The organism is Herbihabitans rhizosphaerae, from assembly GCF_004216555.1.
Lineage (GTDB): Bacteria > Actinomycetota > Actinomycetes > Mycobacteriales > Pseudonocardiaceae > Herbihabitans > Herbihabitans rhizosphaerae.
This window is the reverse complement of record NZ_SGWQ01000003.1, coordinates 437889-460152: the sequence shown is the minus strand read 5'-3', so window position 1 is coordinate 460152 and position 22264 is coordinate 437889. Positions and strand designations below refer to the sequence as shown.

The window sequence follows — 22264 nt, the reverse complement described above, 5'->3', positions numbered from 1 at the left end:
ACAATGGACGATCCACTCGTCATCGCGGACCGGGAGTACTCGTCCCGGCTGATCACCGGCACCGGCGGCTCGGAGAACCAGGCCGTACTGGAGCGCGCGCTGGTCGCCTCGGGCACCGAGCTGACCACCGTGGCGATCCGCAAGGTGGACGCGGAGAACCACTCCGGCGTGCTGGATGTGTTGCGGCGCTTGGGAATCGACCCGCTGCCGAACACCGCGGGCTGCCGCACGGCGGCCGAGGCGGTGCTCACCGCGCGGCTGGCCCGCGAGGCGCTCGGCACGAACTGGATCAAGCTCGAGGTGCACGCCGACGAGCGCACCCTGCTGCCCGATCCGGTGGAGACGCTGGACGCGGCGCGCCAACTCGTGCACGACGGGTTCGTCGTGCTGCCGTACACCAACGACGACCCGGTGCTGGCGCTGCGGCTGGAGGAGGCGGGGTGTGCCGCCGTGATGCCGCTCGGCTCGCCGATCGGCACGGGTCTCGGCATCCGCAATCCGCACAACATCGAGCTGATCGTGTCGCGCGCCGGTGTTCCGGTGATCTTGGACGCCGGTGTCGGCATCGCGTCCGACGCGGCGCTGGCGATGGAGCTGGGCTGCGCCGCCGTGTTGCTCGCCACCGCCGTGACCAGGGCGTCCGACCCGGAACGGATGGCGACCGCGATGCGCCTGGCCGTGCAGGGCGGTCGGCTGGCGCACGGTGCCGGCCGGATTCCGAAGCGGTTCTGGGCGCAGGCGTCCAGTCCGCCGAGGTGAACGGGCCCCTTCGGGGAAGTAACGCGATTTCCTCTCATGTGGTCTAGACCACAGGTGTCACCTGGAGTACCGTCGGCGACACGTTGAGGCCACAACGCGCCGCCCGCGGGGAGTCGGTGAACGCTTCGAACGCCGACTCCGCCGTGGGCAGAGGGATTTCACGACACCCCTGCACCGAAGGAGTCCCATGTCCAGAACAGCTGTGAAGGCCTCACTCGTCGCCGCCGCGCTGGTGTGTACCGGCGTGATCGCGACCCCGTCACAGGCAGCGCCGGCATCTCCGCGGGCCGCCACGGGCGCGGCGCCGTACCTCTATCTCGGCTGGGGCAATCCACCCGATCCGGCGACCGTCATGCAGGCGACCGGCGTGCGAGGGTTCACCCTCGCGTTCATCCTGTCCTCCGGCGGGTGTGAGCCCGCGTGGGACGGCCAGCGCCCGCTGGCCGGCGGCGCCGACGCGGCCGCGATCAAGAAGATCCAGGACGGCGGCGGCACCGTGGTCCCGTCGATCGGCGGCTGGAGCGGCAACAAGCTCGGCCCGAACTGCCCGTCACCGGAGGCGCTCGCCGGCGCGTACCAGAAGGTGATCGACGCCTACGGGTTGAACGCGATCGACATCGACATCGAGAACACCGACGAGTTCGAGAACGAGGTCGTGCAGGACCGCATCCTGGGCGCGCTCAAGATCGTCAAGGAGCGCAACCAGGGCATCCAGACGATCGTCACGATCCCGACCACCAAGACCGGACCGAACTTCTACGGCAACCGGCTGATCGACCAGGCCAAGGCGTTGCAGGCGAACATCGACGTGTTCACCTTGATGCCGTTCGACTTCGGCAGCTCCGACATCCACGCCGACACCATCGCGGCGGTGACCGGGCTGAAGGACAAGCTGAAGGCGGTGTTCGGCTGGTCGGACGCCGAGGCGTTCGGGCACTCCGGCCTCTCCGGCATGAACGGCCTGTCCGACCAGCGCGAGACCACCACGGTCGAGACCTGGACCAAGATCCGCGACTGGGCGAAGTCCAACGGGCTCAGCCGGCTCGCGTTCTGGTCGGTCAACCGCGACCGCGGCGGCTGTGACGGTCAGGTGGCCTCGCACTGCAGCGGCATACCGCAGGAGGACTGGGCGTTCACCAAGGTCACGGCGGGTTGAACGCCACGGCCGAATCTCGCTAGAACTCGCAGACGGTCGGAGGTTACGCTTCTTAGCGTGGCTAACGACCAAGGCGCGAACCGCAAGGCGATCGCGGCCGCCGCGGTGACCGTGCTGCTGTGGGCATCGTCGTTCGTGGTGATCAGGGATGCGACAAATCACCTGCACCCGGGAGCGATGGCGCTCGGCAGGATGTTCACCGCGTCGGTCGTGCTCGTGCTTTTCCTGGTGATCCGGCGCGAAGGACTGCCGGGGCGCGGCGCCTGGCCCGGCATCCTCATCTCCGGCGTGCTCTGGTTCGGCGGCTACATGATCGTGCTGAACTGGGGCGAGCAGCTCGTCGACGCGGGCACCGCCGCGATGATCGTGAACGTCGGGCCGATGCTGATGGCGCTGCTGGGCGGCTGGCTGCTCGGCGAGGGCTTCCCGCCGAGGCTGTTCGCCGGCATCGCGGTGTCCTTCGCCGGCGCGATCGTGGTCGGCTTCTCGATGTCCGGCGGCGAGGAGGCCTCCGCACTCGGCGTTGTGCTGTGCCTGCTCGCGGCGGCCAGTTACGCGGCCGGCGTCGTCGCGCAGAAGCCGGCACTGCGGCACGCCTCACCGTTGCAGGCCACCACATTCGGGTGCGTGATCGGCATGATCGCGTGCCTGCCGTTCGCCGGGCAGCTCGTCTCGCAGGTGGCCGACGCGCCGGCCTCGGCCGTACTCGGCACCGTGTACCTCGGCGTGTTCCCCACCGCGCTCGCGTTCACCACGTGGGCCTACGCGCTGCACCGCACCACCGCCGGGAAGATGGGCTCGACCACCTACGTTGTGCCGGCGATCGTGGTGATCATGTCCTGGATCTTCCTGGACGAGGTGCCCGGCTGGCTGTCGCTGGCCGGCGGCGCGCTGTGCCTTGTCGGCGTCGCGGTCTCCCGCTGGCGCCCGAAGCCTGAGGCCGTCGAGGTCGAGCCCGAACCAGCCGCGGCACGCTGACATGGCCTGACCTGCACTGACGCACGCGCGCATTGTGCGTGCACATTGCTCGCACATTGATCGGGCTCGATTCGCCCCTCGCCATTCGTCGCACGAAATATCTTCGTGGGCAACAGGATCCGCGGATTTCAGGCGATGGCGAGGAGGACGACAATGTCACGCTGGAAGGGCGACTGGCTCGGCGAGCCGCCGGCGACGGCGCCACCGGTACTCGGCGCGGAGCCGGCCGCGGCGGAGGAACTGGTCGCGGCCGACGAGCTGCCCGACACGATCTACGTGCCGACCGAGCGGCGCTACGAGAACGCCGAGGACGAGGTCGTGCTGGAACTGCGGCCGCTGGACGACGGCCGGGTCGCGATGCTGATCTTCACGTCGTTGGATCAGCTGGTGCACGGCTGCGGTGAGAACCAGCCGTGGGTCGCCGTGCAGGCGAACACGCTGCCCACCATGCAGGTGTACACCGAGGCCGACCTGGTGATGGTGGACGCCGAACTGCCGCACGAACTGCGTCGGACCGCGGGGGGTGTCCGATGACCGACGGGTACGCGCTCGGCGACAACGGGCTCGGCCGGATCGCCGGGCGGCTCGGCCGGGGTTCCGGCGATCTCGAGGGCACCGACAGCTCGCCGAGCCCGCCGGACGCCGGCGAGGTCACCGCGGAGGTGAACGACGCGCTCGCCGAGGTGGTCAGGTCGATGGGCGCGGTGGTGGACGGCATCACGGCCGCCGGCAAGGCGGTCACCGCGAGCGACACACGCTATTCGGGCGACGATCACGGCGCCGGCGTTTCGTTCGACTCGGTTATCAAGTCTCTGTAGATCGGGCGGGGAAATGACACTCAACACAGAAGTCAAAGGGGAGCCGGAAGAACTCCGGAAAACCGCGCGCTGGCTGCGCGAGGCGAAGAAGTCCGTGCACGCCACCGGTACTCAGGTGGGAAAGGCGCGCACCGAGTCGGAAACAGAATGGGCCGGGAAGACCGGCGAGGGTTTTCGTACCAGAATGGGTGAGGCGCGCGGCAGGATCGACGACCTGTCGTCGAACGCGGGAAAGGTGGCCACGGCGCTGGACGACCACGCCGAGGCGCTCGACTCGGTCAAGTCGAAGATGCGGAAGGCCAGGACGATCGCGAGTGAGGGCGGGCTGACCGTCACCGCGACCTCGATCGAGCCGCCGGGTCCGGCGCCGGCCGCGCCGACGCCACTGCCCAAGGACAAGGAGCCGACACCGGCGCAGACCAAGGCGCACGACGCGGCCACGAGCGCGCAGTCGGCACATTTGAAGCAGGTCGCCGCCTACAAGAACGCCGAGAAAGAGGTGAAAAAGGCGGAGAGCAAGCTGGACAAGTCGGTCCAGTTCTTCAAGGACGAGTCCAAGAAATGGTGGTTCTGGTCGGACCTGTTCAGCGGCGGTGTGGCGCTCGGCGTGGAAAGCGCGAGCAAGTTCAACAAGCAGACCGGTAAGTTCAAGGACCGGGCGAAAATCGCGCGCCAGCACGCGGCACGAGCGCGGGCGCAGGGAAAGTCCGATATCGCGAAGCGGTATTCACGGCTCGCTCAGCAGCGTGCGGCGGCCGGCCGGACGAACATCAACGCCCGGGACAGCAACTTCTTCCGCAAATACGCCAACAAGATGCCCGGCTGGGCCAAGGGCGCGGTCACCGCGGACATGGGCAAGCTCGTGCGCGGCGGCGGACGGTTCGCGCGCGCCGCGCGGCCGGTGCTGAGCAAGGTGCCGGTGCTCGGGCTGGGGCTCACCGCGGTCGGCGTCGGCATGGACATCAAGGAGGGCAAGGGCGTCGCCAAGTCGGTGGTGGCCGGCGGCGGCAGCCTGATGGCGGGCGCGGCGGTCGGCACCGCGATCGGCGGGCCGGTCGGTTTCGTCGCTGGTGCCGCGGTCGGGCTCGGCGTCGGCTACGCGATGGACATGGGCCTGGCCGACAAGATCGTCGACGGCGGTGAGGCCATCGGCGAGGGCGCGAAGAAGGTCGGTGGCGCGATCGGCGACGGTGCCAAGAAGGTCGGCGGCGCGATTGGTGGATTGTTCGACTAGCTACCGGGCGGGGGAATGGCCCGTCTCGTCGTTCCGTCGCGCCCCTCGCGGCGGAACGCGGCGGCGCCTCGGGCCGGCGCGGTTCTCCACACCGCGCCGGCCTCGTCCGGTTACGGAACCACCCGAACGAGGAAGAAGATGCCGGTCGACTGCGGGAAGTACAGGTTGCCCGCCGAGTCGACCATGCGCCAGTACACCTTGCACTCACCCGGTGTGGACGGCGCCTCGGCCGGCACGTTGATCAATACGGCCGTACCGGGCTCGGTGTCCGGGATCGGCACCCGGCTCGGCGACTGGCACACGCTCAGCCCGCCGAGCGGCGGCAGCCGGTCCAGGAACCGGCCCCGCCACGGCACCGAGCCGGTGTTGTGCAGCCGCCACGTCTTCACGAACCGCTGGTTGGCCTTGACCGGCGAGCCGTCCGGGAAGGTCACGTCGTCGTTGCGGCCAAGGAACGACGAGTCACCCGGGATCGGGCGGGCGGCGTCCGGCGGCAGCACGGGGGCGCGGGACGACGAGGGCGGGGGTGTCGCAGAGTCGGTCGGCGGCGTGCGCCAGAAGATCCACCACGCGCCGAGGCCCAGCACCAGCAGCCCGACCACGGTGATCGCCACGACAGCGAGCCGGCGTGAGCCGCCGCGTTCGGTGGTCTCGGGTTCGCCGGACTCGGGTTCGGCCTCCGGTTCCGGTGCCGAGGTGGCGGCCGTTCGCGCCGTCTCCCACTCGGCCTGCCACCGGGCGCGCGCCGCGGTCTCGTCCTCGCCGTTCACGCGCACGGCCAGCGCCTTCACGAATTCCCAGGTGGTCTCCCAGGACGGGAGATCCCGGCCGCGAGCGGCGGCGGCGAGTGCGGACTTCGACGCCGCCGCGCCCAACTCCGTGCGCATCCTGTCGTAGGACGGATCGCCGGCGGACTCCTTGAGCGCCAACAACTTCAGCGCGAACTCCGCGGTCGGCCCGGACTGCGGGTCCGGCCTGTTGGGCCTGCGCCCCCGCTTCGACGAGCCACCGTCCGTGTCGCTCCCCGCCGACATTCGTCTCCTCACGCCCTCGTAAGTAGTTCCGCAGACTACCGCGAGCGTGATCGTCGAGGACCGGGCCGGAGAAGGATCACACGGTGAGCACGAGCTTGCCGGTGACCCGGCCGCGCTCGCCGAGTTCGTGCGCCTTGGCCGCGTCGGCGAGCGGGAACGTCTGCTCCACGTGCACCCGCAGCGCACCCCGCTCGACCAGCGCGGCCAGTTCGCGCAGGCCGTGGTGGTCCGGCTCGACCAGGAGCGGGGTCCACCGCACTCCGTGCCGCTTCGCCTGTGCCCCAAGGGAATCCGGAATCGTGTTGGCCGGCAGCGGGATGACGATCCCGCCCGGCTTGAGCGTCTGGATGAGTGCCAGGGTCTGCTCGCCGCCGATCGCCTCGAGGATCACGTCGACGTCGCGCAGGGAGGCGGCCACGTCCACGGCGGTGTAGTCGATCGGCTCGTCCACACCGAGTTCGCGCAGGAAGTCGTGCTTGTCGGCACGGGCGGTGCCGATCACGTGCGCGCCGCGCGCCTTGGCGATCTGCACGGCGAGGTGACCGACCCCGCCGGCCGCCGCGGTGACCAGAACCCGTTGTCCCGCTTGGACGTTCGCCACGTCGACCAGCCCCTGCCAGGCGGTCAGCCCGGCCAGCGGGATGCCCGCCGCCTCGATGTGGGAGAGCCCGGCGGGCTTGTGCGCGAAGTGTCGCGACGGCGCGGTGACGAATTCGCCGTATCCGCCGGCTTGGTGCGGGAACCACGGGAAGCCGTACACCTCGTCGCCCGGCGCGAACAGCGACACGCCGACTCCGACCTGCTCGACCACGCCGGAGACGTCCCAGCCGAGCACGAACGGCGGGGTCAGCCAGTGGCCGTCGCGGCGGATCTTCCAGTCGACGGGGTTCACGGCGGCGGCGCGCACGCGTACCAGCAACTCGGTGGCGCCGGGCTCGGGGCGGTCGACCTCGGCCTGGTGGAGCACGTCGGGCTCGCCCAGCTCGGTCTGCCGGATCACGATCATCTTCTCTGACATGCGTCCAGCATCTCGGAGATGGTTTACCGTGTGAAGTAGGCACTCGAACGTAAAGTAGGTACCTCATGGAAACGGCCTCCGACCTGCGCAATGATCCTCGTTGGGACGTCTACATGCGCGACTGTCCCTGCCGGGAGGTGCTCGATCTCGTCGCGAGCAAATGGAGCGCGCTGGTGCTCGGCGCGCTGGCCGGCCGGGCGTACCGGTTCGGCGAGCTGCGCAGGCGGGTGGACGGGATCAGCCAGAAGGTGCTCACTCAGACACTCCGTCAGCTCGAACGGGACGGCCTGGTCACCCGGACGGTGTATCCGACGACGCCGCCGAGCGTCGAGTACGCGCTGGCCGAGCTCGGGCGAGACGTCACCCAGCACCTGATCGCGATCAGCGAGTGGTCCAAGCGCAACTACGACCGGATCGTCGATGCGCGGCAGTCCTACGACGCGCGGACCGCCGAGCGGGCGCCGGTGTAATTCGGTTGCCGCCGCGGGGACCTCGGTGTTGCACTGGCGGCGACTCGAGATGTGAGGAGAAGCGAATGCGCGCTGCGTACATGTCCAACCGGCTGGGAATCACCTACGCAAAGGGCATGACGCTTCGTGGAATCGCTGAACCTGGGAATTCTGGCGCACGTCGACGCCGGTAAGACGAGCCTGACCGAACGGCTGTTGCACGCCGTCGGGGTCATCGACGAGATCGGCAGTGTGGACGGCGGGAGCACCCACACGGATTCGCTCGCGCTGGAACGCGCTCGCGGGATCACCATCAAGTCGGCCGTGGTCTCCTTCGTGGTCGACGGGGTGACGGTCAATCTGATCGACACGCCCGGTCACCCGGATTTCGTGGCCGAGGTGGAGCGCGCGCTCGGCGTGCTGGACGGCGCGGTGCTGGTGGTGTCCGCGGTGGAGGGCGTCCAGGCGCAGACCCGGGTCCTGATGCGGACGCTGCGCCGGCTGCGGATCCCGACGCTGATCTTCGTGAACAAGATCGACCGTGGTGGCGCGGATCCCGAACGCGTGTTGCGGGACGTCACGGCGAAGCTGTCGCCGGCGTGCGTCGCGATGGGGACCGTTCACGCGAAAGGAACATCGAAAGCTTTCACGAAAGCTTTCACGAAAGCTTTCACGAAAGCTTTCGGTGAAGCTTTGCCGGAAGCTTTCGAGCGAGCCAACGGTCGTTTCGTGGAGCGGGTCGCGGACGTGCTGTCCAGGAACGACGACACGCTCGTGGCCGAGTACCTCGACGGATCCCTTGCGCCGCAACGACTTCACCAGGAGTTGATCGCCCAGACCCGGCGTGCCCTGGTGCACCCGGTGTACTTCGGGTCCGCGATCACCGGCGCCGGCGTGCCGTCGTTGATCAACGGCATCACGACCCTGCTGCCGGCCGGCGAGCCGGACACGGACGGTCCCGCGCGTGGCACCGTCTTCAAGGTCGAACGCGGCGCGGCAGGCGAGAAGATCGCCTACGTGCGCATGTTCTCCGGAGCTGTCCGGGTGCGCGAGAAGATCACCTTCCGAGGGCGTGGCACCCGGGAAGCCACCGACAAGATCACCGCGATCAGCCTGTTCGACGGCGGTACCGAGGTGCCCTGCGGGTGGCTGCCGGCCGGGCGGATCGGCAAGGTCTGGGGCCTCGGCGACGTGCGCATCGACGACACGATCGGCGTTCCGCCCGGTGAGGGTGACGGCGAACGGGGCGGGCACTTCTCGCCGCCGACGCTGGAGACGGTCGTGGTGCCGCGCCGGCCCAACGAGCGCGGCGCTCTGTACGCGGCGCTCGCCCAACTCGCCGAGCAGGACCCGCTGATCGACCTGCGACTCGACGACGTGCGCGGCGAGCTGTCGGTGTCGCTGTACGGCGAGGTGCAGAAGGAGGTCATCCAGGCGACCCTGGCCGACGACTACGGCGTCGAGGTGGAGTTCCGGGAGACCACCACGATCTGCGTCGAGCGACCGGTCGGCACCGGCGCCGCCGTGGAGTTCATCGGCACCGGCGAGAACCCGTTCCTCGGCACGGTCGGGCTGCGGGTCGAGCCGGGGGCGAAGGGCAGCGGCGTGGAGTTCCGGCTGGGCGTGGAGCTGGGCTCGCTGCCGATTGCTTTCATGAAAGCTATCGAAAAAGCTGTCGTGAAAGCTTTGCGGCAAGGAATCCACGGCTGGGAGGTCACCGACGTCGTGGTGACGCTGACCCACTCCGGCTACTGGGCACGGCAGAGCCACGCGCACGCCGTCTTCGACAAGAGCATGTCCAGCACAGCCGGCGACTTCCGCAACCTCACCCCGCTGGTGCTGATGACCGCGTTGAAGCAGGCCGGCACCGAGGTGCTCGAGCCGATGCACCGGTACCGCCTGGAGATCCCCGAGGACACGTTCGCCGCCGTGCTGCCGGTGCTCGTTCGGCTGCGCGCCGTCCCACACACCTCCGCCGTGCACGGCACGACGCACACCGTCGAAGGTGACATTCCGGCGAAAGCCGTGCACGACCTGGAGCGCAGGCTGCCGTCACTCACCCGTGGTGAAGGTGTCCTGGAGTGCACCTTCGACCACTACGAGCGCGTCCGGGGCGAACCACCCAACCGCTCGCGCACCGACAACAATCCGCTCAACCGCAAGGAATACCTGCTTCGGACCCAACGGAAGCTGTGACCCGTCGACGCGGCGGGAAGCCGTGCACCATGATCACGACGACGAGCGCGGGAACCACCAGGATCGGAACGGCCCACGGCAGCAGGCCGGCGCCGAAGCCGTCCAGCAGCAGGCCGCCGAGTGCTCCGCCGGCGGCCGTGGCCGCGTTCCAGAGCGTCACGAGGATCGCCTGCGCCAGGTCGCCGGCATCGCCGTCCGCGTCGGCGGCCTCGGCCAGCGCCGACTGGGTCAGCGTCGGCACGCCACCCCAGCCGACGCCCCACAGCGCCACCGCGACGTAGACGAGCGCGGTGCTGCCGGACGACACGGCCATGAGCGTCGTGGCGGCGGCGATCAGGGCGGTGGCCGCGACGGTCAGCGCGCGCAGCCGGTGGTCGATGTAGGACCCGACGATCACGATGCTGACCACCGACGCGATGCCAAAGGTCAACAGCAGCGCGTCGACCGACCCGCCGAGACCGGCAGTCTCGGCAAACGGCGCGACGTAGGTGTACAGCACGTTCTGCGCGAGCACGATCATCAGCGTGACGAGTAGAACCGTTGGCACACCGGGAATCGCGATCGTGCGCGCAACGGAGGCGCGCGCGTCCCGCGGCTGGCCGGGGTAGTCGGGCACGATCGCGGTGATCCAGGCGAGCAGGGCGACGGCGATCACCGACATGACCGTGAACGTCACCCGCCAGCCGAGTGCCTCGCCGAGGAAGGTCCCGGCCGGGATGCCGAGCGCCAGCGCGAGCGGGATGCCCGACATGGCGATGGCCACCGCCCGGCCGCGCACGTGCTCCGGCGCCATTCGCCGCGCGTACCCCGCGAGCAGCGACCACACCAGGCCGGCCGCCATCCCGCCGACGAACCGGGCGGCGAGCGTGAGTGTGTAGGAATCCGACAGTGCGGTGACCGTGTTGGCGACGGCGAAACCGGCCACGCCGGCCAGCAGCAGCCGGCGCCGCCGCCAGGTCGCGGTGATCGAGGACAGCGGGATCGCCGTGAGCATGGTGCCGATCGCGTAGACCGTCACGAGTTGGCCGACGGCGGACTGGCTGACGCCGAGGTCCGCGCTCATCGCCGGGAGCACGCCGGCGGGCAACGACTCGGTCAGGACGGTGATGAACGCGGAGAGGGTCAACGCCGTCAGGGCCGGGAGGGGAAGCGACATGCCGCTATGCTCAAACCGTCACACTGATGTGAGGGTCAAAGCGGAACGGCGTGAGGTCGACCACATGCGCATCGGCGAGTTGGCGGAGCGGACGGGGACCGCCAGGCGCCTGCTTCGGTACTACGAGGAGCAGGGCCTGATCAAACCCACCCGCGCCCCCAACGGCTACCGGGAGTACGACGAGTCCACTGTGGACAGAGTGGTGCAGATCAAGGGCCTGCTCGGCGCCGGCCTGCCGACCCGGATCATCAAGCAGATCCTGCCTTGCCTGGACGATCCGCGAGGCATCCAGTTCGATCGCGCCACCCAGGAGACGCTCGAGTTGCTGGAGCGGGAACGCGAGAGCATGACCGGCCGGATCCAGTGCCTGACCCGCAATCGGGACGCGATCGGCGAGTACCTGGAGGCCGTCCGTGCCGCCACCGAGGCCCGCCGGTCGCGACGCTAGACCGGATCGGGGTCCCGCCGGTCGTTGCTGCCGCGCAGTTCGGCGACCTCGCGGCGCAGCGCCCGGATCTCCTCGAGCAGCACCTTGTCGGAGGCGGCCTGCTCGGCGGCGTGCTGGGCCTCGTCCCGGCGCAGGTCGTCGGTGACCTCCTTCTCCATCCCGTTGACGATCACCGCGATGAACAGGTTCAGCACCGCGAAGCTGACCACCAGGATGTAGACCACGAAGAAAATCCACGCGTACGGATGGTCCTTCATCACGCCGCGCGCGATCTCCGGCCACGCCTCCCCGGTCATCGTCTGGAACAGCGTGAACAGCGTCTTGCCGAGGCTGCCGAAGTTCTCCGGATCCTCCACGCCGAACAGCTTCGTGGCCATCACCGCGGCCACGTAGATCACCAGCACCAGCAGGGTCGCGATCGACGCCATGCCGGGCACCGCCGCCAGCAGCCCGTTCACCACGCGCCGCATCGACGGCACCATCGACACCAGACGGAGCACCCGCAGCACGCGCAGCGCCCGCAGTACGGAGAACTCACCGGTCGCCGGAACCAGCGCGATACCCACGATGATCAGATCGAACACGTTCCACGGATCGCGGAAGAAGCGCCAGCCGTACGCGTACAGCCGCAGGCCCAACTCCATCACGAAGATCGCCAGCGCGATCCGGTCCGCGGCGTGCAGCAACCCGCCGATCTGGCCGACCACGGCGTGCGAGGTTTCCAGTCCGAGGGTCAACGCGTTGAGCACGATCACCACGATGATGAACTGCTGGAAACGCTTGCCGTCGACTAACTCGCGGGCCTTGGCTCGTGAAATCACCGGCGCAGCGTATGGGACTCGTTAAGCCCGGTAGAAGCCCTCGTGGCGGATCGCACCTAGTCGTCGAGGGGTCCGTCCAGCCGCCACAGCGGTGACACCGGACCGACGCCGGCGCCGAGCGGATAGGAGTGCGCGACCGAACGGGTCACGAACCGCTTGCCGAAGGCCACCGCGTCCGGTACGGAGGAGCCGCGCGCCAGCGCCGAGCTGATCGCCGAGGCCATGGTGTCGCCGCCGCCGTGAGTGTGCTTGGTGTCGTACCGGGGGCCGGCCAACTCGGTGAACTCGGAGCCGTCGTAGAGCAGGTCAACGCAGCGCGGATCGTCGCGCATGTGCCCGCCCTTCACGAGTGTCCACTGTGGACCGAACGCGTGCAGGGCGCGCGCCGCCTCGCGCTGTTCGGCGTAGGAGGTCACGTCGATACCGGTCAGCAGGCGCACCTCGTCCAGGTTCGGCGTCACCACCGTGGCGAGCGGGAACAGCTTGGTGCGCAAGGCATCCAGCGCGTTCTCGTGCATCAGCGGATCGCCGTGCATGGACGCGGCGACCGGGTCGACCACGAACGGCGCGGACCCGTCGCGTCCGATGTGGACACTCTGGCAGGCGTCCGCGATCGCGGTGATGATCTCCGCGTTGGCCAGCATGCCGGTCTTCGCCGCGTTCACCCCGATGTCGGTGGCCACCGCCCTGATCTGCGCGGCGACCACGTCCGGCGGGATCACCGTGTACCCCTCGACACCCAGCGAGTTCTGCACGGTGACCGCCGTGATCGCGGTCATCCCGTGCACCCCGCAGGCGAACATCGCGCGCAGGTCGGCCTGCAGGCCCGCCCCGCCACCGGAGTCGGACCCGGCGATCGTCAGCACCCGCGGTGGAGTCGGCCGTCCTTCGGTCATGCGGTCAGCCTATGCGTCCCGCGCCTCTCGGAGCCGGTGCGGGTCGAGCACCACCACACGCTGGCGCCCGGTGTCGATGATCCCGTTGTCCCGCAACGACTTCAACGCCAGCACGACCGACTCGCGGGACGCGCCGATCAGGCCGGCGAGGTCGGCTTGGCTGATGTGTATCGAGATCACCACGCCGTCCGGAGTGTGCTCGCCGTGGTCCTCCGCGAGGTCGGTCAACATGCCGGCCAGCCGCGCGAGTGTGCGCTGGTCACCGCGCTCGACCCGGCGCGAGTTCGCCCCGCGCAGCTTGCCGAGCACGATCTTCAGCAGGATGGCCGCGATTCCCGGCTCGCCGTGCAGCAGCCGGTCGAAGCCGGTGGCCGGCAACCACAGCACGCGCACCGGATCCAGGCTGATCGCGGTGGCCGAACGGGTGTCCTCGTCGATCGCCGCGATCTCGCCGATGATGTCGCCGGGTCCGCGCAGCGCCAGTACGGCGGTGTGCCCGCTCGGCGTGCCGACCACGATCTTCACCCGGCCCGAGCAGATCACCATCGCCGACCGCGCGCGTTCACCCTCACGCAGCAGCACCGCCCCGGCCGGGTACCGCCGGGTCTGCGCGGCGGTGACCACGGCGGCGCGTTGCCGCTCGTCCAGCCGAGCCCAGAAGTTGGTTCGCGTCATCGGCGCTCCCCGCACTGGTGATGACATGGGCGACCTCACGGCGAGCCGACGGCGTGCTGGAAATGGTAGACAGCTCGGGTCACACTGGGTAGGCACTCGATCTCAGGGGGATCTCATGACGGAGCGGGTCTCGGTGTACCGGGCGTTGTTCGCGATCGATGTCGAGCGGTCCAGCGCGCGGGACAACGCCGGCTACGCGCGCATGCGGGAGGCGCTGTTTCCCGCGGTGGTCGAGGCGTTCGAGGCCAGCGGGATCGACTGGAAACGTTGCGAGACACAGGATCGCGGCGACGAGCTGATCGTGTTGGTGGAGCCGGACGTGCCCAAGTCGCGCCTGGTGTATCCGCTGCTCGGGCACCTCGCCGAGACGCTGCGACACCGCAACCGAACCGCTCGCGAGGACGATGTGATCAGGGTGCGGGTGGCGCTGCACGCCGGCGATCTGGTGCGCGACGCGCACGGGCTGACCGGGTCGCCGAAGGTCGTGCTGGCCCGGATGCTCAACGCGCCGGCGACCAAGCTGGCGCTCGCCGGCACACCCGCCGCGACCGTGGTGCTGGTCGTGTCCGACGTGTTCCACACCGACGTGATCTCCCAGGGACACAAGGGAATCCACCCCGAGGAGTTCGCCGGGACCACGGTCGCGATCACCGACTCCAAGACCGTGCGGGCCTGGCTGACCGTGGTCGGACACGGTGCTCCGGACGTGCGGCCCGAGCCCGCCCAGTCCGACAACGCGCAGGCCGTGCGGCCCGAGCCGCCGGCGCCCGGCGGCGGGATCAATTTCGGCAGCGGCGCGACCGTCAAGGGCGACGTCTTCACCGGGAACAAGACCGTCTACGGCGACGGGCGCACCGGCTGATCGCCGACTTGTCATGTATTTGGCCATTCTCGTGCGGCCGAACGGGTGAACTTGGGCGAATGCCATGGCTGAGCAAGATCACGGCGTACAACCTTGTTCGGCGTTCAGACACCCGCCCGAGGAGAGTCCACAATGGACACACCGCACAAGCCGCACACCGGTCCCTGGGTCCCGCCCGAGGACTTGGCCCAGAACGAGGCATATCTGGGGCAGCGGCTGCTCTACAACAGGTCCGACCAGACCGAGGTGACGCTGCTGGACGTCGTCACCGGCGACACGGCGAAGAAGATCCTGCGTCGCGCGTTCGGCGGTTTCGCGCTGATCCTGGTGGCAGGCCTGATCCTGGAGGCACTGGGCGGACTCACCTCCAGCTCCCGGTCCAGCGACGAGTCCTCGTTTGCCCTGTTCGGGACTCTGCTCGCGTTCGGCTGGCTGGCGATGAACCTGTTCGTGCCGCGCAGGGAGCCGCTCGGCGACTGGAACCTGGTGCTGGGCAAGCAACACAAGCTGGCCGACACCGCCTACGCCGCGGTGTACCGGTCGCTGAAACAGGAGCACCGGATTCCCGCGGACATCGGCGTGCGCCGCGTGCGGGTCGGCGGGCCGGCCAGCGGGGTGCGCAACTACCTGCAGGTTCGCCTCGGCAAGTACGCGGTGCACGTGTCGGTGTTCCCGTTCGGCGCGGACCTGTATCTCGGCTGGACGCTGTGGCGCACCGACGTTCCGATCGCGGTCGTGCTGCGGTGGCTGAAATTGAGCACCCGCCGCGACCCCGGCTACACCTGCATGGTCGAGATCGAGCCGGTCAAGGCGTTGCGTGACGCGGTGCACGACGGGATGCGCGCTGGCATCGAGGCCGTTCGGATCGGGGAGGCCGTCCCGCTGCGGGAGACCTTCGGTGACGGCCTGCGGATCGAGTCGGACGACACGGCCGGCCCGGCGCAGCCGGTGTCGCACTGGCTGACCGTCGCCGCGGCGGTACCGGTGTACTCGACCGAGAACGGCGCCGAACAGGGCAGGGCGACGCCGGGCAAGTCATACGAACTGGTCGACGAGACCGCCGACGGGCTGCTCGTGCGGGACACCTCCGGCGTGATCGCCCTGCTCAGGGACACCTCGGGCGTCAGGTGGTCGTGACCGACGGGTTCCTCGTCGAGGAGGAGTTCTCCGGCGTCACCGCACGGTTCGCGGTGCGCGTGGCCTCGGCCGTCGACCTGACCGTGCGGCGCGGGTTCGCCGAGCTCGCGCCGGCGGTCCGGGCCGAGGCAGCGCACCGCGAGCTGGTCGAGTACCTGGCCGGGCTGAGCGCCGCCGGCGACGGGTGCGCGTTCGAGGTGCGGTGGTGCACCGGCCCGACCGGTCCTCGGCTGACCCTGCTCGGACGTGCTCGGGGCGCGAACCGGGCGGAGGTGCTGCGCGCGGCCGGCCGGCTTCGCGATCGGTTGCTCGCGGCGCCGCCGCAGGTGCGTGTCGAGCCGCTGGTGGATTCGGACGGCGTGGACTGGGGGTTCACGCCGTTCGATCCCGCCGGCCTGGTCGAGGTGCGCCGGCGCGGCGTGATCGGCCGGACGGAACGGCCCGGCGCCCGCTACCGCTCGTATGTCGCGGTGCCGCCGTTCGGCTCGGGCTGGACTCGCTGGCCCGAAGTGGTGCGACTGCTGCGTGAGCGGGACACGCCGGCCATGGTGAGCGTCGGCCTCGAGCCGGTGTCCGCGCCCGCCTGGCTGACCGCCGCGCTGCGCGAGGGCGCCGATGATCTCGCGGAGCTGGCGCGGCCCGTCGACCTGCGCGGCACGGTCACCGGAGGCGCCCAGTATCCGGCGGAGCCGTTCGCCGCGCCGATGGCCGCGCTGTACCGCGACGCCGCGAATCGTTATGCCGCACCGGTTTTCCGGCTTCGGGTGACGGTCGTTGACACCGCTCCCGGCAACCGGCTGGCCGCCGCGGTGGCGCAGACACTGCGTCCCGACCCGCCCGGTGACGGCCTGGCGGTCGAGGCACCGGCGACGCCCCGGGACCGCGCGCTGGCGATGGAGTCAGTCGGCTGGCTGGGTGTGCCGCGGTGGGGTGTGTACCACGCGCCGGACGTGTCCGACCTCGTCCGGCTGCAGGTCGAACTGACCGACGCCGCGCAGGCCGCGCGCGCCGTCTGGCTGCCGGTGGCGACGACCGGATCGCTGCCGTGGTTCCCGGTCACCGCACCGCCGGCCGAGGCGATGGTCTCCTCCGGTGACGTGCACTTCCACGGCGACACCACGGTCGAGGGTGACGTGTTCACCGGGGACAAGACGGTGAACCCGCCGCAGTCCTGAACGATTTCCCGCCTCTGCGTAATCTTACGCAGACCGATTCCCGCTGCCCGGCGATCCTTTCCTTGTCACAAAAGGAGAAATCGCTGGGAGGGGGATCGATGAGGATTGTTTGCACATTATCCCTGACGTTCAAGGTGGCTCTCGTGTGCCTTGTCGTGGGATTCGTCGTGGGTGTCTCGTTCGGCGGCGGTGTCGCCGGAGGTGATCGCGACGGTGTCGATTCCCCTGTTCCCCCAACGGTTTCACGCCAGCCGGCGAGGCCGGTTACTGGCGCGTGAGCCGGGGAGGAGGTGTCGACATGGAGACCGACGCGATCGTGGTGTGGCTGCTGGGCGGCCTGTGAGAAAAGGGCGGCGGTGGACACACGAGTAAGGGGGTGGTCCACCGCCGCCCGCTCTTATCGAGGAGTCCATTGTATGCCGTAGCAATTGCCGGGAACGAGATCGGCGAATCGCGCGGTCACCTCGCCGTCGGCGTCGCTGTGCAATGGCTCGCCGCTCGGCGCGCCGTCGTCGAGAACCCGGATGTGCGCGCCGTCCAGCCGCCACAGTGCTCTTGGCGGCCGCGCCGGATCGAACCGGATCCGCAGGTCGAACGCCTGGCACGGCCGGCGTGGCGTGAACGCGTAGTGCGGCCGCATCCTGCGGCCCGGCGGGACCCGCACCTCCAGTCCGTACTCGTGACCGTCGCCGGTGCGCAGGGCCGCCGGCAGGTCGATCAGGAACCGGAAGTGGTTGCCGGACGGGCGTTCCCGCCGCGCGATGTGTCCGCCGTGGGTCAGCCGCACGTTCGGCTCCGCCGCGGCGGCCGGGCCGGTCGGCGGCGGCAGGCTGATCGAGGCGACGATGCGGTCCAGGCCGTCGCGGGTGGCCACGATGCCCCGCCGCTCGCGCACCAGCCAGCCGGCCCGGTCGATCCGGACCAGCGCGTCGAACCGGGCTACGTACCAGTCGCCGTCGGCCGGCGTCCTGGGTGTGGTGGCCAGGTCCGCCAGCCGGTCCAGCGCCTCGTCCGCCCGGCGGCGCGCGGTCCGCTCGTCCTTGCCGATCCGCTCGGCCAGCCACTCGAGCCGGTGCCGCAGAACTGGGTGCCGCGCGTCCGGGTGCAGGGCGAGCGCGGCCAGCGCGGCCAGGCGGAGATCCTCGGGCAAGCCGTCGGCCAGCGTGGACAGCCGGCCGGCGAGCTTGGCCCTGATCACCGCCTGGTCATCGGTTTCCGTTATGCCGCAGCAGGTTCGCAGCGCGGGGCCGACCACGGAAGGCAGGTCGTAGCCGTGCACGCCGCGCCGCTTGCGCAGCCTGGCCAGTTCCTCGGCGAGCGCCTGCCTTCCGTTCACCCGAGCACGGTAGCGGGCGCTAGGCGCGCACTGGCGAACCGTGAGTGTGACTCACCATCGCTCCCAGTCGTACACGGAACCACCTTCACGTTCTCTGTCGCCTGGTGATCTTGTCTGACCTGGGCTTTCTTCGTGGTCGACGGACTTTAGCGGGCTAAAGTACGCGAAGGGGCGCTGGAGCGGTTGTCAAGTCGTGGGCGGCGTGGCGTTGATCGATGGTCTTAGTCGCCCACCACCGGCAGGTACACCTTGTCGCCCTTGTCGTGGAATTCGTCGGACTTCTCCGCCATACCAGCCTCGATCGCGTCCACGGTGGACAGTCCGTGCTTCTCGGCGTACTCGCGCACGTCCTGCGTGATCTTCATCGAGCAGAACTTCGGCCCGCACATGGAGCAGAAGTGCGCGGTCTTGGCCGGCTCGGCGGGCAGCGTCTCGTCGTGGAAGCCGCGCGCGGTGTCCGGGTCGAGCGACAGGTTGAACTGGTCCTCCCAGCGGAACTCGAACCGCGCCTTGGACAGCGCGTCGTCCCAGTCCTGCGCGCCGGGGTGCCCCTTGGCGAGGTCCGCCGAGTGCGCCGCGATCTTGTAGGTGATCACGCCGGTCTTCACGTCGTCGCGGTTGGGCAGCCCGAGGTGTTCCTTCGGCGTGACGTAGCAGAGCATCGCCGTGCCCAGCCAGCCGATCTGCGCCGCGCCGATCGCGGAGGTGATGTGGTCGTAGGCCGGCGCGATGTCGGTGGCCAGCGGGCCGAGCGTGTAGAAGGGCGCCTCGCCGGACAGCTCCTCCTCCATCCGCACGTTCTCCGCGATCTTGTGCATCGGCACGTGCCCGGGGCCTTCGATCATCACCTGCACGTCGCGCTCGCGAGCCACGTGCGTCAGCTCGCAGATCGTGCGCAACTCGGCGAACTGCGCCGCGTCGTTGGCGTCCGCGATCGACCCCGGCCGCAGCCCGTCGCCGAGCGAGAACGTCACGTCGTAGGCGCGCAGGATGTCGCAGAGTTCCTCGAAATGCGTGTACAGGAACGATTCCCGGTGGTGCGCGAGGCACCACGCGGCCATGATCGACCCGCCGCGGGACACGATCCCGGTGACCCGCTTGGCGGTCAGCGGGACGTAGCGCAGCAGCACGCCGGCGTGCACGGTCATGTAGTCGACGCCTTGTTCGCACTGCTCGATCACGGTGTCCCGGTACACCTCCCAGGAGAGTGCGGCCGGGTCGCCGTTGACCTTCTCCAGCGCCTGGTAGATCGGCACCGTGCCGATCGGCACCGGCGAGTTGCGCATGATCCACTCGCGGGTCTCGTCGATGCGCTTGCCGGTGGACAGGTCCATCACGGTGTCGGCGCCCCACCGGGTGGCCCACACCATCTTCTCCACCTCGTCCTCGATCGAGGAGGACACGGCGGAGTTGCCGATATTGGCGTTGATCTTGACCAGGAAGTTCTTGCCGATGATCGCCGGCTCGCACTCCGGGTGCCTGCGGTTGACCGGGATCACCGCGCGGCCCCGGGCCACCTCGTCGCGCACGAACTCGGGGTCCATGTTCTCGCGCGCGGCCACGAAGGCCATCTCCTTGGTGACGATGCCGGCCTTCGCATAGGCCAGTTGGGTGACGGCACCGTTCACCGGTTCGCGTTCGGCGATCCAGTCGGCGCGCAACGGTGACAGTCCACTGTGGACATCGATGTGCGCGGTGTCGTCGGTGTACGGGCCGGAGGTGTCGTACAGGTCGACGTGCTCGCCATTGGTCAGGTGCACCCGTCGAAAGGGCACCCTGACGCCGTGGATTTCCTTGTATTCCTTCGAAGAACCGGAGATCGGCCCGGTGGTGACAGTGGGGCGAACGGAACGGTCGTCAAGCGCGGTCACGCTGAATTCCTCCCTACGCCGGCATTACCCGGTCAGGTTCGTCCGGTCGGCGGCACCGGGTCCACAAATGGACACCAGCCGCCCTCTCAGCCCGCTTCGGCGCGAGCTCCCGTTGGTGAAGTTGTCCTCCCGAACGTAACAACCGACCCGCACACCTGCCAAGTGGTACTCATCGGTACCCGTGCGGGTTCGCGGTCGTTGCGGACACCCCCGCGCTGGGTTTGCTGGTCTTCAAGACCTACAAACCGGGGGGTTTGCTGGTCTTGAAGACCAGCAAACGGCGGGTGGTCAGCGGCTGACCTGGGCGGCGAGGCGCACGCCGAGGCCGATCAGCACCACGCCGGTCACCTGCTCGAGCCGCTTGCGCACGTTCGCGCGGCGCAGCCAGCCGGCGATCCGGGCCAGCAGCAAGGTGATGGCCAGGTACCAGACGGTGTCCATCACGACCCACAGCACGGCCAGCGCGACCAGGGCACCCCGACCGCTGCCGGCCGGCACGAACTGCGGCAGGAACGAGATCGCGAAGACCGCGAGCTTCGGGTTGGCCAGGTTCACCAGCAGGCCCGAGGTGAAGCCGGCGCGCACGCTGACACCGGTGTTGTCGACCTCCAGTTCGCCGACCGTGCGGGCCGAGCGCAGCGCCTTGATCCCGAACCAGAGCAGCACGACCACGCCGATCACGCGCAGCGTCTGGTAGGCGATCTCGGAGGCGAACAGCAGTACGGACAGCCCGAGCGCGGCGGCGACCGCCCAGAAGAGCACACCCGCTTCGAGCCCCGCCACGGTGGCGAAGGCCGCCTTTCGCCCACCGCGGATCGACTGTCGCATCAGTACGGCGGTTCCCGGTCCGGGGAACATCGCCAGCAGCAGCGACGCGAGCAGGAAAGCGGCGAGGTCGACGGTCATCGGGCCATTCTGCGACTCGCCCCACCCGTCCGGCCACGGGTTTTCGGGACCACACCCGGGACTGCCCGCTACCGTCACCGCCATGACCGCACGCACGACGGCCACCATCGCGGCGGCCGCTGCCCTGCTCGCCCTGCTCAGCGGATGCGGCGGAGACGCCGAACCCGGCCCGCCGGTGCCCCCGCCGCCGGGCGCGCCCGCCGGATCGTCCACTGTGGACACTCCGCCGCCACCGCCGGCCGAGCCGCCGCACACCGTGGTGATCGAGGCGACCGGTAACGCGGCCGTCGAGTCGATCACCTCCGACGTCAACGGCCAGGTCACCGAGGAGAAGGCCGTGGTCCTGCCGTGGCGCAAGGTGCTCACCCTGCCGTCCGGCAAGGGCAAGCAGACCTGGCGGATCGTGGCGAAGACGGCGAAGGGCAATCTCACGATGGTCGCCACGGTCGACGGCAGGCCGCTCACCCGCAGCTCCGGTGGCGGCACCGGCACCGGCACGATCAGCTCGTCCGGATCGGTCGGCGGCGAGTGACGATCTCCGGTCAACAGTGCGCGGCCGCGGCGTTGGACGTGCTCAACCGGGTCGCGGCGAGCGAGGGTCCGCGGGTGGCCGCCGCGGCCGATCTGATCGCCGCGTGCCTGCGTGCCGACGGTGTGGTGCAGTCCTTCGGCACCGGGCATTCGCAGGCCACCGCGTTGGAGGTGGCCGGGCGCGCGGGCGGACTGATCCCGACCAATCGGCTGTCGCTGATCGACCCGGTTCTCTACGGCGGCGCCGACCCGGACACGATCGCCGATCCGCTGCTGGAGCGCCGGCCGGAGGTGGCGCGGCGGATCTACGACCTGGCCGCGCCCCGCCCGCAGGACCTGTTCGTGATCGTGTCCAACTCCGGGGTGAACGCCGGCGTCGTGGAGATGGCGAGCCTGGTGAAATCGTTGGGGCACAAGCTGATCGCCATCACATCGGTCGAGTACTCCGGCCGGATCGAGCCGAAGCACGAGTCGGGCAAGCGGCTCGGTGACTTCGCCGACGTGACGCTGGACAACGGCGCGCCCTACGGCGACGCGCTGCTCGCTCTGCCCGACGGCACGACCGCCTGCGCGGTGTCCTCGATGAGCGCGGCGCTGCTGGTGCAGATGGTGGTCGCGGAGACGGTGGCGCGATTCGAGGCCGCCGGAGAGGAGCCGCCGGTCTACGTGTCGACCAACGTGCCCGGCGGTTTCGAGCGCAACCTGGAGCTGGAGCGTCCGCTAGCCGGCCGCATCCGCCGCAACGCGAACTAGGCGGCTGAACAACGTCGTGCTGTCTGAAACTTAGCGATCGCTCCGTTCATGTTTT

General features: G+C 69.5%; 23 protein-coding genes. 14 read left to right on the top strand and 9 right to left on the bottom strand.

All coding sequences use genetic code 11. The annotated features are described in order from the left end of the window. The first annotated feature begins 3 nt into the window (after positions 1-3). The 6 genes from thiG to EV193_RS11810 all read left to right on the top strand — a co-directional run bounded on the left by thiG (position 4) and on the right by EV193_RS11810 (position 4945). Positions 4-759 (top strand): thiazole synthase, encoded by a 756-nt coding sequence (gene thiG / locus EV193_RS11835; protein WP_130344084.1) that lies wholly within the window; start codon positions 4-6, stop codon positions 757-759. 187 nt (positions 760-946) lie between these two features. After that, the gene (locus EV193_RS11830; RefSeq protein ID WP_130344083.1) at positions 947-1915 is read left to right on the top strand and encodes a chitinase; all 969 of its coding nucleotides are present in this window, start codon (positions 947-949) and stop codon (positions 1913-1915) included. A 57-nt stretch (positions 1916-1972) separates the two neighbouring features. Then, complete coding sequence (locus EV193_RS11825; RefSeq protein WP_207222594.1) at positions 1973-2893, top strand: DMT family transporter; 921 nt, start codon at positions 1973-1975, stop codon at positions 2891-2893. A gap of 153 nt (positions 2894-3046) precedes the next feature. Next, a complete protein-coding gene (locus EV193_RS11820) occupies positions 3047-3427 on the top strand; it encodes an SAV_915 family protein (protein ID WP_130344082.1) in 381 nt (126 codons plus the stop codon). Then, positions 3424-3711 carry a hypothetical protein gene (locus EV193_RS11815; protein ID WP_130344081.1) on the top strand — a complete coding sequence of 96 codons (288 nt, stop codon included), beginning with the start codon at positions 3424-3426 and terminating at the stop codon, positions 3709-3711. Before EV193_RS11820 ends, EV193_RS11815 begins: the two co-directional genes overlap by 4 nt. A 13-nt stretch (positions 3712-3724) precedes the next feature. Continuing rightward, positions 3725-4945, top strand: a complete 1221-nt coding sequence (locus EV193_RS11810) for a WXG100-like domain-containing protein (RefSeq protein ID WP_130344080.1) — start codon at positions 3725-3727, stop codon at positions 4943-4945. Positions 4946-5055: 110 nt separating this feature from the next. On the opposite strand, the gene EV193_RS11805 is transcribed toward EV193_RS11810, so the two are convergent. Further along, a complete protein-coding gene (locus EV193_RS11805) occupies positions 5056-5979 on the bottom strand; it encodes an NBR1-Ig-like domain-containing protein (RefSeq protein ID WP_130344079.1) in 924 nt (307 codons plus the stop codon). Positions 5980-6055: 76 nt separating this feature from the next. Then, on the bottom strand, positions 6056-6985 hold the full coding sequence (locus EV193_RS11800; protein WP_130344383.1) for an NADP-dependent oxidoreductase: 930 nt from the start codon (positions 6983-6985) through the stop codon (positions 6056-6058). A 77-nt stretch (positions 6986-7062) separates the two neighbouring features. On the opposite strand from EV193_RS11800, the gene EV193_RS11795 reads away from it, so the two are divergent. Together EV193_RS11795 and EV193_RS11790 are read left to right on the top strand one after the other, a co-directional pair. Continuing rightward, on the top strand, positions 7063-7467 hold the full coding sequence (locus tag EV193_RS11795; protein WP_130344078.1) for a winged helix-turn-helix transcriptional regulator: 405 nt from the start codon (positions 7063-7065) through the stop codon (positions 7465-7467). A 126-nt stretch (positions 7468-7593) separates the two neighbouring features. Next, complete coding sequence (locus tag EV193_RS11790) at positions 7594-9642, top strand: elongation factor G (protein ID WP_130344077.1); 2049 nt, start codon at positions 7594-7596, stop codon at positions 9640-9642. Here EV193_RS11790 and EV193_RS11785 read toward each other — a convergent pair. Then, positions 9599-10798, bottom strand: a complete 1200-nt coding sequence (locus EV193_RS11785) for an MFS transporter (RefSeq protein ID WP_130344076.1) — start codon at positions 10796-10798, stop codon at positions 9599-9601. The two genes, EV193_RS11790 and EV193_RS11785, sit on opposite strands and share 44 nt — an antisense overlap. A gap of 64 nt (positions 10799-10862) precedes the next feature. Here EV193_RS11785 and EV193_RS11780 point away from each other — a divergent pair, with 64 nt between their 5' ends. After that, on the top strand, positions 10863-11246 hold the full coding sequence (locus EV193_RS11780; RefSeq protein ID WP_130344075.1) for a MerR family transcriptional regulator: 384 nt from the start codon (positions 10863-10865) through the stop codon (positions 11244-11246). Here EV193_RS11780 and EV193_RS11775 read toward each other — a convergent pair. The 3 genes from EV193_RS11775 to EV193_RS11765 are packed head-to-tail and all read right to left on the bottom strand — an operon-like array spanning position 11243 to position 13638. After that, complete coding sequence (locus tag EV193_RS11775) at positions 11243-12067, bottom strand: ion transporter (protein ID WP_130344074.1); 825 nt, start codon at positions 12065-12067, stop codon at positions 11243-11245. The genes EV193_RS11780 and EV193_RS11775 overlap by 4 nt on opposite strands. A gap of 56 nt (positions 12068-12123) precedes the next feature. Then, on the bottom strand, positions 12124-12963 hold the full coding sequence (thiD, locus tag EV193_RS11770) for a bifunctional hydroxymethylpyrimidine kinase/phosphomethylpyrimidine kinase (RefSeq protein ID WP_130344073.1): 840 nt from the start codon (positions 12961-12963) through the stop codon (positions 12124-12126). 9 nt (positions 12964-12972) lie between these two features. Next, positions 12973-13638: a Crp/Fnr family transcriptional regulator gene (locus EV193_RS11765; protein WP_242613308.1), complete on the bottom strand. Its 666-nt coding sequence runs from the start codon at positions 13636-13638 to the stop codon at positions 12973-12975. A 115-nt stretch (positions 13639-13753) separates the two neighbouring features. Between EV193_RS11765 and EV193_RS11760 the strand changes: the two genes are divergently transcribed. From EV193_RS11760 to EV193_RS11750, 3 genes are all read left to right on the top strand, one after another. Continuing rightward, positions 13754-14500, top strand: coding sequence for a hypothetical protein (locus tag EV193_RS11760; protein WP_130344071.1), 747 nt, complete (start codon positions 13754-13756; stop codon positions 14498-14500). Between the two features lie 132 nt (positions 14501-14632). Next, positions 14633-15637 carry a hypothetical protein gene (locus EV193_RS11755; RefSeq protein ID WP_130344070.1) on the top strand — a complete coding sequence of 335 codons (1005 nt, stop codon included), beginning with the start codon at positions 14633-14635 and terminating at the stop codon, positions 15635-15637. After that, the gene (locus EV193_RS11750; RefSeq protein WP_130344069.1) at positions 15634-16812 is read left to right on the top strand and encodes a hypothetical protein; all 1179 of its coding nucleotides are present in this window, start codon (positions 15634-15636) and stop codon (positions 16810-16812) included. Before EV193_RS11755 ends, EV193_RS11750 begins: the two co-directional genes overlap by 4 nt. Before the next feature lie 397 nt (positions 16813-17209). Here the strand turns inward: EV193_RS11750 and EV193_RS11745 are convergent, their stop codons facing one another. The 3 genes from EV193_RS11745 to EV193_RS11735 all read right to left on the bottom strand — a co-directional run bounded on the left by EV193_RS11745 (position 17210) and on the right by EV193_RS11735 (position 20925). Then, positions 17210-18148, bottom strand: a complete 939-nt coding sequence (locus EV193_RS11745; RefSeq protein ID WP_130344068.1) for a hypothetical protein — start codon at positions 18146-18148, stop codon at positions 17210-17212. Positions 18149-18369: 221 nt separating this feature from the next. Continuing rightward, the gene (gene thiC, locus EV193_RS11740; RefSeq protein WP_130344067.1) at positions 18370-20019 is read right to left on the bottom strand and encodes a phosphomethylpyrimidine synthase ThiC; all 1650 of its coding nucleotides are present in this window, start codon (positions 20017-20019) and stop codon (positions 18370-18372) included. Positions 20020-20307: 288 nt separating this feature from the next. Beyond that, positions 20308-20925, bottom strand: coding sequence for a LysE family translocator (locus EV193_RS11735; RefSeq protein ID WP_130344066.1), 618 nt, complete (start codon positions 20923-20925; stop codon positions 20308-20310). A gap of 82 nt (positions 20926-21007) precedes the next feature. On the opposite strand from EV193_RS11735, the gene EV193_RS11730 reads away from it, so the two are divergent. Both EV193_RS11730 and EV193_RS11725 read left to right on the top strand, forming a co-directional pair. Continuing rightward, the gene (locus EV193_RS11730; protein ID WP_130344065.1) at positions 21008-21457 is read left to right on the top strand and encodes a hypothetical protein; all 450 of its coding nucleotides are present in this window, start codon (positions 21008-21010) and stop codon (positions 21455-21457) included. Continuing rightward, positions 21454-22209 (top strand): sugar isomerase domain-containing protein, encoded by a 756-nt coding sequence (locus EV193_RS11725; RefSeq protein ID WP_130344064.1) that lies wholly within the window; start codon positions 21454-21456, stop codon positions 22207-22209. Before EV193_RS11730 ends, EV193_RS11725 begins: the two co-directional genes overlap by 4 nt. Positions 22210-22264 lie beyond the last annotated feature (55 nt).